8 protein-coding genes are annotated in these 13,355 nt (G+C 47.2%); 5 read left to right on the top strand and 3 right to left on the bottom strand.

Annotated features, from left to right (window positions below):
- Positions 1-71 precede the first annotated feature (71 nt).
- Both AB9P05_RS17040 and AB9P05_RS17035 read right to left on the bottom strand, forming a co-directional pair.
- A complete protein-coding gene (locus AB9P05_RS17040; RefSeq protein WP_371910038.1) occupies positions 72-2,153 on the bottom strand; it encodes a M48 family metallopeptidase in 2,082 nt (693 codons plus the stop codon).
- Between the two features lie 105 nt (positions 2,154-2,258).
- Positions 2,259-2,795, bottom strand: a complete 537-nt coding sequence (locus AB9P05_RS17035; protein ID WP_371910037.1) for a hypothetical protein — start codon at positions 2,793-2,795, stop codon at positions 2,259-2,261.
- A gap of 176 nt (positions 2,796-2,971) precedes the next feature.
- Between AB9P05_RS17035 and smc the strand changes: the two genes are divergently transcribed.
- Positions 2,972-6,523 (top strand): chromosome segregation protein SMC, encoded by a 3,552-nt coding sequence (gene smc, locus AB9P05_RS17030; RefSeq protein WP_371910036.1) that lies wholly within the window; start codon positions 2,972-2,974, stop codon positions 6,521-6,523.
- 10 nt (positions 6,524-6,533) lie between these two features.
- On the opposite strand, the gene AB9P05_RS17025 is transcribed toward smc, so the two are convergent.
- The gene (locus AB9P05_RS17025) at positions 6,534-7,040 is read right to left on the bottom strand and encodes a hypothetical protein (protein ID WP_371910035.1); all 507 of its coding nucleotides are present in this window, start codon (positions 7,038-7,040) and stop codon (positions 6,534-6,536) included.
- A 254-nt stretch (positions 7,041-7,294) separates the two neighbouring features.
- Here AB9P05_RS17025 and AB9P05_RS17020 point away from each other — a divergent pair, with 254 nt between their 5' ends.
- The 4 genes from AB9P05_RS17020 to AB9P05_RS17005 all read left to right on the top strand — a co-directional run bounded on the left by AB9P05_RS17020 (position 7,295) and on the right by AB9P05_RS17005 (position 13,235).
- Complete coding sequence (locus tag AB9P05_RS17020; RefSeq protein ID WP_371910034.1) at positions 7,295-8,107, top strand: M48 family metalloprotease; 813 nt, start codon at positions 7,295-7,297, stop codon at positions 8,105-8,107.
- Between the two features lie 149 nt (positions 8,108-8,256).
- Entirely contained in the window at positions 8,257-8,601 is a 345-nt protein-coding gene (gene gldC, locus AB9P05_RS17015; protein WP_371910033.1) for a gliding motility protein GldC, read from the top strand.
- A gap of 228 nt (positions 8,602-8,829) precedes the next feature.
- The gene (locus AB9P05_RS17010; protein ID WP_371910032.1) at positions 8,830-11,748 is read left to right on the top strand and encodes a TonB-dependent receptor; all 2,919 of its coding nucleotides are present in this window, start codon (positions 8,830-8,832) and stop codon (positions 11,746-11,748) included.
- A gap of 8 nt (positions 11,749-11,756) precedes the next feature.
- Positions 11,757-13,235, top strand: a complete 1,479-nt coding sequence (locus AB9P05_RS17005) for a hypothetical protein (protein ID WP_371910031.1) — start codon at positions 11,757-11,759, stop codon at positions 13,233-13,235.
- The last annotated feature ends 120 nt before the right edge of the window (positions 13,236-13,355 follow it).

The raw sequence follows: 13,355 nt of genomic DNA, 5'->3' as shown, positions 1-13,355 counted from the left end.
TAAACGCTCGAACTCTTTAAATTATTTAAAGTAAATGAGCCACAAGAGGCTGTCCTAAACACGGGGCAGCCTCAAGTTTTTTGAGGGGGTACTTTATTCATTAATTCTATCTGATAGTCGATTATGGCTCTCCTGGTTATGGTGAAGGCTTTGACATATGTATTTTTAAGCAATACTATCACGGAGACAAATATTTCTAAATTTTCGTTATAGATGATGCCATTTCCATAATACCTCATGGGCTTTTCCAGGTAATAATTTATAGCCTCTTTTTCAGCTTGTGACAGGAAACTGGTAAATGTTTCTTCCATAGAGAGGCTGGTGAGATGCTCTTTTAACCTGGGTTGAAGTTTTTCTACTTCGATAAATGCATTTTGCAGTTCCTTTTCGGTTTTAGCTTCCTGCACCATATCAACTGTTCTATCTAATCTCTCTTCAAGTTCTTTTTGATCGTGGTAATACTCCTTAAGCCTGAACAGTTTGTCATATATGATCGTGAGGTTTTCTTCCTGGTTATATTCTTTTTCTAAATGTAGAAATGCCCGGTAAACCTGCTGATCATTACTAGTGATCTCTGTTTCCAGATGCTTTGCCTTTTCACCTATAGCAGCGGCAAGCTTACCCGCATTTTTGTGGTGGTACTGCTCCCCATCATAAAAGAAGTATTTTACAGGGATGTCTCTTTTACTAATGTGGGTAAGGGTGTTTATATCCTCTGTCAGAGCAGTATATTTCATCCTTTTCTCCACCTTGTCCTTTGCAAATAATTGCTCAAAATCAGGATATAACTGTGTTGCAGGGGGGATATTAAGGTCAAACCTATGTGGCACATATCCGTCATAGTAGTAATTATACCGTTCATCGTAGTATCCACTATCAGAAATCAATTTTGCCAGTTCATCAGCAAACTCATGCTCCTCCCATATTACCTGTTCCGGAGTATCTGGTTCTATGCCTACTCCATACCGGTAGGTAAACATTTCCTCATAGTGCTCCAGGTTACGAAAGAGGGAGGGGGCTGTTTCTTCTATATTTATTTCGCTTACTATGTTGAGTTTCTCAGCCTGACTGATCCGCTTAAGGTCATCCGGGTGACTATCCCATGGATTCAAAATCACAAGGCTTTGGTGGCTTATACGCCTGATTTCATCCGGGTCTGGCTGGGGTAGTCCATTTACCAGGGGGTAACCGTTGAAGCGTGATAATACTTTTAATCCTATCTTTAAGTCTGTATAGATATTGCTCGATGCTACTTTTTCTCCAGCTTTTACGCTGTAAAGCTCAATGATCTTTTGGAGGGTATATTCAGCTAAACGGGACCTTAAATTTAAATTGATAAAAGGCCGGGAACCAGCAATATGAATACTTATTTCATCTGCCCTCAGCTCATTTTCCCTGGAAAGTGCGAGACAACTTTCAGCCATATACCCGTGAAGCTTTTTGAGCACCCACTCTATGCCTCTTGCCAGAAACCCGGTAGCCTGACTAAGCAAATTATTTACCCTGTCATCTTCACCGAGCTCTTCCAATCCCATATAGTAATCGGCGTTATCATAAAGTAACTTGTATGCCCCCTGTTCTATCAAATGTGTATATATCCCAATTTTGAGGTTAGCCTGTGAAAAATGACCAAATTCATGAGCCAATAAGGATTTAAGCTCCTGAACTGTACATGTATTTATTAATCCGACTCCTACAACAAGGCTTTTTTTTACAGGCAAAAACAAGTGCCAGAAGGATACAGGAAAGACTATAGCGGCATAGATATCAGGAGAGAGAAATACTTTATGTGGCATGGTGGTTTTAGCCTCATCAGATACTTCTCTTAATAAAGCAAATAGCTCAGGTTCATCACTTTCAGTAACCTCCGGCAGGTGACCTGTTTGCGGATAATGTTTTGCGAATACGAACCTGAGTGTAAATACAAGCACTGCGATACTGAATATGACTAATAGAATGGCCCCACAGATGGTGAATGCAGAGGGGTATGTGCTTACAGCCCAGATAGAAATTGCCACACAACCTGCTACAAGTGTAAATGCTGCTAATGAAAGGAGTACATACGCAATGAGAAAGAGACCTATGGACCACCGGGCTTTTGTGGTTAGTTTTTTGATATTGGCGGACCGGACAGCAGTGGTGTTTAAACTCATGTTTTTTTCTTTAAAGGCAGGCAGGCTTTTATTGCTCAAAAGATATAAAAAAATCCCTGCCGCTATATGCACCAGGGACTTATGTATATCAAAACAAGAAGGGGGTTAGTACTTTTTCCGGATGATTTCCCCCATGATGAAGGCTTTCCTGAACTCATGCTGGTCGTGCAGGGCATGCAGGATGTCTGCATGGCTGCCTACTTCATCATCATCATCATCCAGGTGGACTACCTCAAGGGAAGAGCGTGTGCGGTCGTCCAGTGACACCAGTTCATCAAGCTTTTGGGCCTTCTGATTACCCATCTCGTTGAGTGACGTATACCGGCTGCTTTTATTGGCTGGCTTTACGTGCTTGTCCTCTTCCGGTTTGCGGTGGTCAGGGTCTACATCAAACAGTTTACGCCTTTTTTGCCTATTCTGAGAGGTGTTCATGTGGTCTCTGTCATCCACTTCCTCTTCAACAGGGCGCTGCTGCCGCGGCTGTTCTTTCTTCTTCTCACCAAGTACCTCCCCTAGTATTTCTTCCAGATCAAAGCCTTTGGATCCTGTGTCGGTATCTTTCCGGGCTCCTTTGCCTACGACGGGCGGCTGTTTGGCTTCTTTTTTCTTCTTTATGGCCTTCATGATCCCGTAAATGATCATAAAGGCTATGTATATAAATATGCCGAAATTATCCATCGCCTCTAAATTAACATAATTTTTTTCCGGTTGGGTGGTAAGCTTGATTTTTCGGCGCTTGGGGCTCTGCAGAAGTCGGGTAAAATTGCTGAGATTTTATATTTTTGTAGATTGCTTAATTACCTAAATCCTGTGGCGGTATGGAGTTGACACGACTGGAGATCAAAGGCTTCAAAAGTTTCGGTGACCGCGTTGTCATTAATTTTGATCGCGGTATTACGGGTATAGTGGGCCCTAATGGCTGTGGCAAGTCCAATGTGGTGGATGCCATACGGTGGGTGCTGGGTGAGCAAAAGACGAGAATGCTGCGCTCGGATAAGATGGAGAATGTGATCTTTAACGGTACACGGAACCGTAAGGCGCAGCAGTTGGCAGAGGTGTCTCTAACATTTAATAATACGAAGAACATACTGCCTACGGAGTACACGACGGTAACCATTACGCGCCGCTATTACCGCACTGGTGAGAGCGAATACCTGCTCAATGGGGTGGTGTGCCGCCTGAAGGACATCACGAACCTTTTCATGGACACGGGTATTGCGACTAACAGCTACGCCATCATCGAGCTGAAAATGGTGGATGATATCCTGAATGATAAGGACAACAGCCGCCGGCAGCTATTTGAAGAAGCGGCAGGCATCAGCAAATTTAAGACGCGCAAAAAGGAAACGCTGAAAAAGCTGGCCGATACGGATGCTGACCTGGACCGGGTGGAGGATCTGCTGTATGAGATAGAAAAAAATATGCGGAGCCTGGAGCGACAGGCAAGACAGGCGAAGCGGTATTTTAAACTGAAGGAGGAGTATAAATCCTTTAGTGTAAGTCTGGCGCTGAAGAATATTGAACGCACCCGGGAAAAAACCCGGGATATTCAAAAAAAGCTGGAAGGGGAAAGTGACTTGAAGGTGAGCCTGAGACGCCAGGTGAGCGAAAAGGAGGCTGAAATAGAAAAGGTAAAGGCCAGCCTGCTGCAAAAGGAGAAGCTGCTAAGCGGCCGGCAGCGTACGCTGAATGACCATGTGGCGAAGATACGCCAGATGGAGAGTGATAAGAAGATCAAAAATGAGCGGCTGAGGTTTCTTTCGGATAAGGCGGACAACCTGCGTGACCAGATAGAGCAGGATAAGAAAAGTAATGAACGGGCTCACTTCAGTATACAATCTCTGAGCCAGGAGAAAGAGGTGGCTGAGAAGCAACTACGTGAGACGGAAAACCTGCTGGAGGAGTATACTGAGGCTTATGAGGATCAAAAAAGTGTAACGAGCCAACTACAGGAGGAACTTAATGACCTGGCCCAACGCCAGCGCAGCCGCCAGGACCAGGTGTATCAGCTAAAGAAGAGCCTGGAAATAAAGCAGATGCAGCTAAGCTCGCTAAAGCAGGAACTGGAGCGTACGGCCTCTGACACGAGTGAGCAGCGGGCGAGCCTTGATGACTTTGAGGACAAGGAACAGGAGCTGCGTGAGCAACTGGATCAGCGAAATAGTGTGATCGAGAAGCTAAAGGCGCAGGAGGAACACTTGCAGGAGCGCCTGGAAAGCACGGAAAAAACGCTGGAAATGATCCGTGAAGAGCGGACGCAGCTAAACCGTAAGCTTGATGCGCGGCAGAATGAATATAGCCTTACGAAATCGCTGGTAGAAAATCTGGAGGGTTTTCCGGAGGCTATCAAGTTTCTTAAAAAGAGCAGCAAATGGGCGAAGGATGCCCCTCTCCTATCGGACATCATCACGTGTGAGGATAAGTACCGGGTAACAATAGAAAACTACCTGGAGCCTTACATGAACTACTTTGTGGTGGAAACGGAGGCGCAGGCTTACCAGGCGGTAAACCTGCTGAGCGAAGCAAGCCGCGGAAGGGCTAACTTCTTCATGCTGGATCGTTTTGACACGTTTAAGCCACACGCTCCTAAACTTTTTAATAATGCGATCCCTGCCACTGAGATCGTGGAATATGATGGTAAGTACCGTCACCTGGTATCTTATATATTGGATAAGGTGTACCTGGTGCAGGGGGATCGTGATGAGTTTCCGGATGATCCTGATTGCCTGTTTATCAGTGAAAGTGGCCGTACGATCCGCAGGCCCTTCAGTATAAGCGGTGGCTCGGTAGGCCTCTTTGAAGGAAAGCGCATAGGGCGGGCCAAGAACCTGGAGAAACTGGAGAAGGAGATCAAATCGCTGGAAAAGAAGCTGAGCGACATCCAACGGGGACAGGAGGAGAAGCAAAAAGAGCTTAATAGCCTGCGGGAAAGTACGGTAAAAACGCAGATAGACGAACTGCAAAAGGAGATCAACCGTATCAGTGAGAACTATGTCTCTATCCGTACTAAAAAGGAGCAACTGGCTGAAATGCTGACCAGTGCGGCTACGCGCCGTGAGGATATGCAGGACAAAATTGAGGTGCTAGTCGATGAGGTGGCTGAGCTGGAACCTAAGGTACGTGAGGAGCAGGAAGCGAGCACGGGGATGGATGAACGGGTGAACACGCTGAACAGTGAGCTGGTGGTACAAAATGAGCTTCTTACCCAGAACAGCAGCCGCTACAACCAGCAGAACATCCTCTTCCATCAGCAGCAGAATAAGGTGAACAGTGTAGAGCAGGAGATCAGCTTTAAGCAGGCGGCATTTGAAAGCAGCCGGGAGCGCCTTGAGAAAAACCAGGGCGAACTGAAGCGTACGGAAGAGGAGGTAAAGATACTGCTGGACCGCAATGAGGAGGGTGACGACCAACTGGTGGAAATGTACCACGAGAAGGAGAGCATAGAGGCGGGTGTAAATGAGGCGGAAAAGGACTACTATGAAAGCCGGGGGCAGATAGATAAGGTAGAAAAGGACCTGAGGGGATTACGCGACCAACTACAGAATACGGACACGCTGGTGATGGAACTGCAGCAGCAGATGAATGAGGCTAAGCTGTCACTGGCGTCGGTGAAGGAAAGGCTGAGCGTAGAGTTCGAAATAGACCTGGATAACCTGCCGGAAGAAACAGAGGAGCAGAAGGAGGCTAAGGAGGGCATGGGTGAGGCTGATCTTAAGGAAAGGGTACAGGACATCAAGCAAAAGATAGAGAAAATAGGGCCGGTGAACCCTATGGCGATGGAAGCCTATGAGGAGATCAGCGAACGGCACACCTTTATCAGCCAGCAGAAAAAAGACCTGCACCAGGCTAAGGACAGTTTGCTGCAGACGATCGATGAGATAGACACGGTGGCTAAGGAGAACTTTCTGAAGTCTTTTGAAGCGATCAAGGCTAACTTTATCAAGGTATTCCGCAGTCTGTTTACTGAAGAGGACGAGTGCGACCTGAAGCTGACGGACCCGGATAGCCCGCTGGAAAGCAGCATAGAGATCATGGCTAAGCCTAAGGGCAAACGGCCGCTAACAATTAATCAGCTCAGCGGTGGGGAAAAGACGCTAACGGCTACCTCGCTGCTTTTTGCCATTTACCTGCTTAAGCCAGCACCGTTCTGTATATTCGATGAGGTGGACGCGCCGCTTGATGATGCGAATATTGACAAGTTCAACAAGATCATCAAGAAGTTTAGCGAGCAGTCTCAGTTCATCATAGTGACGCACAACAAGCGCACGATGGCCAGTACGGATGTGATCTATGGGGTGACTATGGTGGAGAGTGTGAGCCGGGTGGTGGCGGCAGACCTTCGTGAAATGGCAGACCTGCCTGAGGAATAAACCCTGCGGACTAAAGGGAGATAGGCCTGATAGTGGAATCGGCGTGTTCTGCCCGGCGCTTGCGCGTTAGTTCGGGCACCAGGAGCACCATAGTCAGTATAAGAAATTGAATAAAGCCTCTTCTTGCACTGTGAACGGCATCGCGGTAGGCGTTCATGGCGTGATTCAGGGGAAGGTAGGTATGAGCTGTTGTCCGGAGGGATAGTATGTTGCCATGGTAATCAACTACGTCTCGTAAGCCATCTTTTTCCACAGACATATACAAAACATCCCCACTTCTTACTTCACTGGTAAAGGCGGCGGAGTCAAAATAAGTGGCCAGGCTGCTTTTAATGTAGACGGTACCATTGTGCTCCATGAGGTCCAGCACCACATCGCCGCTGGGCAGGTTTTGTACTCCGTCAAACTTAGCGCTGATCTCTGTGAGGTTATCATTGTCAGGTCTTACCCGGAACGCAAAGTTTATAAATGCCAGGATGGCAATAGTGAAGGAGAGGAAGGCAACGGCCCTTCTCAAAAAGCGCAATTTGGATAAATCCATTAAGTGGTAAGCGGATGTTATTATTTGAAGATAGGCAAATTTACTACTATTGACAATGCCGCAGAACACACATTGAACGAATATCTTACCTCTGGCCCTGTTTTTGTACATACCTGACTAATTTTACCTGGAACAGCAGGAGGGTTTTCTAACAGAACAGGCCCATTCCTTGTTGAATTTAATAAAAAAGCCTCTGGTGAAGGGGGATAGCCAGACAACCAAAGAGTATTATGAAACGACTGAAACGTTTACCGGTACTGCTAATAGCGGTTCTGATGTGCTTTTTACAGGCATGTGATAAAAATAATAACCTGAGCCTTTTCAGTGTACAAAACGATGTGGAGCTGGGTCAGCAGGTTTCACAGGAAATAGCCAATAATCCACAGGAGTTTCCTGTATTGAGCGAGTCTCAATACCCTGAGGCATATACCTACCTGGAGGGGATACTGGATGAAATTCTGGCGAGTGATGAAGTGGCTTATAAAGAAGAGTTTGCATGGGAAATTAAGATCATCCAGGATGATGATGTGCTGAATGCCTTTGCTACGCCGGGCGGATATATTTATATATATACGGGACTGATAAAATACCTGGACTCAGAAGATGACCTGGCCGGGGTATTGGGCCATGAGATTGCTCATGCGGACCTGCGCCATACGTCAAGGCAACTACAGCGCCAGTATGGTATATCTATCCTGCTGAGTGTGGCCCTGGGTCAGGACCCTGGCACATTGGAGCAGATAGCTGCTCAGATAGCTGGCGGACTGGCTGGCCTGCGGTTTAGCAGGGAGTTTGAGGAAGAGGCGGACAGCCGCTCGGTAGACTACCTTGCCGATACGGACTACGCGTGTAATTCGGCTGCTTCGTTCTTTGAAAAATTATTAGCAGAAGAGCAAAATAGTGGTACACCTGAGTTTCTGAGCACGCACCCTTCACCGGATAACCGGGTGGCGGATATTAACGCAAAAGCTGAGGACATTAACTGTGATACGACTCCGCTGAACCCTTCCAGCTACGATAATTTCAAGAATATGCTTCCCTGATTCTTAGAGGAAAGAACTTATCAAAATGGCTGTCTGTGTAATACCAGGCAGCCATTTATATTTTACCCTTGCCTGAAGAGGACAAAAGGGGGTGAATCACTAATGTAAATTTTCGTAAGTTTGCGGCACTAACGAACGAATAGCCGAATATGAAACGATCCGAAATAAAATTCGAGGTTGAACTAGACGATAAACGGGTACCTGAAAAGATATTCTGGCAGGCTTCGGAAAGCGGCATTACTGAGCTGACCGAGACCAAGTCTGTGAGCATAAGTCTGTGGGATCATGCCGCCAAGAACACGATGCGGATAGATCTTTGGGCTAAGGACATGGAGGTACGTGATATGAAGCGGTTTTATATCGACTGCCTGGGCGGCCTGGCTCAAAGCATGTTAAATGCGACAGGGGACGAGCTTATGTCGCAACAGACGAATGAGCTGGTGGAGAAACTGGCGCTGCACGTAGAAAAAGAAATAAAGGCGGGTAAGATCTGATCGCTGATCCCGGTATGATATTATAAGATCCGGCTCCGGAAAGGGGCCGGATTTTTTTATTTAATAGTATACCATCAGTTTCCATTTAGTTTCCTATTTCCCTTTTTATTCAAAAAAGAACGCCTGCAGCCGGTAAATGAGATAAAAAATGTATTTTAGATGATCAAAAATGAAGAATATTTAAAACAACCTATTATTGTCTGACAATTTTACGTAAGCCCATTAAATATGAAGAGAACTACTTACAGCCGCCTATTGGCGATATGGGCCGTTTTCATGCTCATTACCTATCAGGGATTTGGCCAGGGACAAACTATCGTTTCCGGCCAGGTTTCCGATGCTGAGACCGGCGAACCGCTTATCGGTGTGAATATTATCGTGAAAGGCAAGGTGCTGGGAACGGTGACGGATATACAAGGCAACTACCGCCTGAAAGTTAACTCTGCCCCTCCCCTAACCCTCGTTTATTCCATTGTAGGCTTCGAACCACAGGAGCTTGTGATAACTGATGCCGTTTCTGAGGGCATCAATGTGCAGATGTCCGAACAGGTATTACTGGGACAGGAGGTGGTGGTGTCTGCCTCGCGTGTGGAGGAAAACATTTTGCAGTCTCCGGTTTCCATTGAAAAAATGGACATCCTGGAAATACGCAACACCGCCTCTGACGACTACTACAAAAGTATAGGTAACCTGAAGGGTGTGGATGTTACTACGAGTAGTATCAACTTTACGATTATCAACAGCCGTGGCTTTAACGGTACGGGTAATACGCGCTTTGTGCAGTTGATCGATGGAATGGACAGCCAGGCGCCGGCGCTTAACTTTCCGGTGGGTAATCTGAACGGCCCTACGGAACTGGATGTGGAGACACTGGAATACATTCCAGGTGCCTCTTCTGCCCTGTACGGTCCTAATGCATTTAATGGTATCCTGCTGGTAAACAGTAAGAACCCTTTCCAGTACCAGGGACTGAGTGCTATGGCCAAATTTGGTTTGAATCACTTTAACGGCAACTCGCTGGAGCCGGAAAATCCGCAACCGATGTACACAGCGGCTATCCGTTATGCCAAGGCCTTTAACAATAAGTTTGCTTTTAAGGTGAACCTGAGCTATTCACAGGCAGAAGACTGGTATGGCACAGACCTTTCCGATCGCTTTCCTGAGCGCGGACCGAGTGACTTCGGAGCCGCCGTGCCTCCCGGTGGTGAGGGACTGTACGCAGACTTACCGGATAATGTACTCTCTACTTACTATCAAAATCCCGGCGCTAACCTGGTGCACGGCTATGGCGACGATGCCGCTATTGCCATGCCGCTGGTAGGCTTTAATGCTGAAGACCAACTGCGGGCAGCAGGTTATGGTCCTTATATTGACGAGGGTGACATTCCTAATGTGGTCGTGGCACGTACCCCGTACCTGGAAGAAAGTGTGGTAGACTACGGTGCAGAAAACTTTAAGGCTAATGCAGCTCTACATTATCGCTTCAGTGACAGGCTTGAAGGTATTGCCAACTGGAACTACGGTTTCGGTACCACAGTATACACTGGTGCCCAGCGTTACTCCTTGTCTAACTTTAACATATCCCAATACAAACTGGAGCTTCGCAGTGATAACTTCTTTGTAAGGGGATATACCACGCAAGAGCGCTCAGGTGATAGCTATATTGCTGACTTCCTGGCATTACAGGTGAATAATTCCTGGCAAAGTAACCCTGACTGGTTCGGAACATACCTCGGGGGCTACCTCGGATACCTGGAGCAAAGTGGCATTGCTCCGGGAACCAGTACGGCGCAGCAGCGCCAGGCTGCACACTGGGCTGCCAGGCAGATTGCGGATCAGGGAAGATTATTACCCGGCACTGCCGGATTTGAAGAAGCGGCTGACCAAATCAGGGACGAAGTAATTCCCCAGGGAGCCAAGTTTGACGATGCGACTAACCTGTGGCATGGTGAAGCACAGTATGACTTTAAGAACATTACGGATGCCCTGGAACTGCAGGTAGGTGCCAGCTACAGGCTGTATGAGCTTAACTCTAACGGTACCATCTTTGCTGACTCGGCTGGAAATGACATCACCATACAGGAATATGGCGGATATATGCAAGCCGGTAAGCGAATGTTTGATGATAAGTTCAAACTGACCGGCTCAGTGAGGTATGATAAGAATGAAAACTTCGACGGACAGGTGAACCCGCGTATTTCGGGAGTCTACACCTTAGGTGAAGGCACACATAATATTCGTGCGTCTTACCAGACCGGTTTCCGTATCCCTACCACGCAGGGTCAGCACATCAACCTGAGTACGGGTGCATTCCGCCTGATTGGAGGTCTCCCCCAGTACTACGAAGCCTATGACATATTTAATAACGCCTACACAGCGCGATCAGTAAATACATATATCGCCGCAGTAGCCGATTCCGGCACTACAGCAGCTCTTGTTGATCCTGCGAATATCGCCCTGCTCGAGAGAGCGGAATTCGACCCGGTGAAGCCGGAACAAGTACGGGCCTATGAAATCGGCTATAAGGGCCTGTTTAACAACAATCTGCTGATCGACTTTGCTTACTACTATAATCGCTACGATGACTTTATTGCACAGGTGCAGGTTCGTAAAGCTTCCGGTGATGTGGCGGTGAACGCAATAAATGCGCAGTCGCTGCTGAGTGGGTCGGATCAGAATACATTCCAGACTTATACGAATGTGGACCAGTCCATATCGGCCCAGGGCGCAGTATTTGGCCTTACATACAGTCTCATGGACGGTTATAGCTTTGACGTAAACTATAACTGGAACAGGTTGAATGACGCTGATGCGCTGGTGGAGCAGGGCTTCCTTGCTGAGTTTAATACGCCCGAGCACAAATTCAACATTGGCTTCGGAAACCGTAAGGTAACAGACCGCTTCGGCTTTAAGGTGACCTACCGCTGGCAGGAGGAGTTCCTGTACGAATCTTCATTTGCACAGGGTATTGTACCTGCTGTAGGTACTTTCGACGCACAGCTTAGCTACAAGCTACCTGACATGAAGTCTATCGTGAAGATAGGTGGCTCAAACCTCCTAAATGAGCGCTATGTACTCAACTATGGTGGCCCTAATATCGGAGCCATTTACTATGTGTCTATCACCTTTGACGAATTAATGAACTGATACCCGCCATGAATAAACTTTATCGATATAGCCGGGTGGCATTCGCATTATTGTTTGCTGCCACGGCGTGTACATATGACTTTCCTGAAACAACGGAACCGGATTCGGGTGACTTATCCCTGGAAAAATACGTGGCTGTGGGCAACAGCATTACGGCTGGATTTATGGATGCGGCATTGTATAATCGCGGACAGGAAAATTCTTATCCTAATATTCTGGCTAACCAGTTTAGGCTGGTGGGCGGAGGGGAATTTACCCAACCGGATATTATGAGTGAAAACGGTTTTGCTCCGCAACTTAGCGATCCGGCAAATGGAGTGATACTTGGCAGACTAAAACTAAATTCTGCTCAGCAACCTGAGCCTTTAGAGGGGGAATTTCCTCTGGCCGAATACAACGGTGATGTAGCCGATTTAAATAACTTCGGTGTGCCTGGCATCATTACCGGGCAGCTTTTCGATCCCAGACTAGGCGATCCGGCTTTTATAGGCACACCTCTTTTCAATCCTTACTATGCACGAATAGCTTCATCACCCGGTTCCAGCACATTGCTGGACGATGCGGTGACCAGCTTGGAAAACGGCGGTACATTCTTTACCCTTTGGATAGGTAATAACGATGTACTGGGCTACGCACTTACGGGTGCGAGTAATGAGGCTCTCCTGACTGATGAACTGGTATTCGGACAGCAGATAGATCTGGCATTGGAAAGATTGACTAATGTACCAGGGGTAAGAGGTGTAGTGGCTAACATACCGGATGTTACCAGAACTCCCTACTTCACCACCATCGATTCAGCCTTTATCCCACTCGCGCAGGCTAATGTAGATGCCCTCCGGGCCGGATACGAGGATTTTAATAATGGGGTGGCAGCCTACAATGCACAAGTGAATGCTAATCCTGACCTGAGTGATGAGGAAAAAGAAGCACTGCGAAGACCTTCTCTTAGCTGGACCCCGGGATTGAATCCCCCGGTTATCATAGACGAGGATCTGCCAACAGTTATCCTGCCTACTCCCGACGGTAATATAGAGCTGCCGAAATACAGAATGCTAACAGGAAGTGACTATGTACTGCTAAGCCTGCCCCAGGACTCGGTGGCGAATGGCCTGGGTACGATGGTGCCTATGTCCGATCAGTTTATCCTAACTGAAACGGAAGCCGAAAATATTCGCAGCGTCATCGAAGGATTCAATGGTATAATCGAATCTTTGGTACCGGAAAATGACCAGCAGGTACGCCTTATTGACATGTATGATATTTTCAATAATTTCTACGAAAACGGCGCTAACCTGGGGGGCATTCCTCTTACAAATGAACTGGCCCCACCCTACGGAGGGTTCTCCCTGGACGGTGTTCATACTAATGGCAGAGGGTCGGCCTTCATAGCCAATCAGTTCATTCAAACGATAAATTCCGGCTTCGGTGCCAGCATTACATTGGTGAATCCGAACAACTACCCCGGCAACGATCTACCTGGTTTATAGAAACTTAAGTCTTTACATGTTTTATAGTAAAAGTAGCGGTACCTAAGGTGCCGCTACTTTTTTTTAGATTTTCATGAAACCTCCGCGCCTATATACAGTTGTATACCTAGTAAGCAGATA

It is taken from the genome of Roseivirga sp. BDSF3-8 (assembly GCF_041449215.1).
Classification (GTDB): Bacteria; Bacteroidota; Bacteroidia; order Cytophagales; family Cyclobacteriaceae; genus JBGNFV01.
This window is presented reverse-complemented; position numbering and strand designations above follow the sequence as displayed.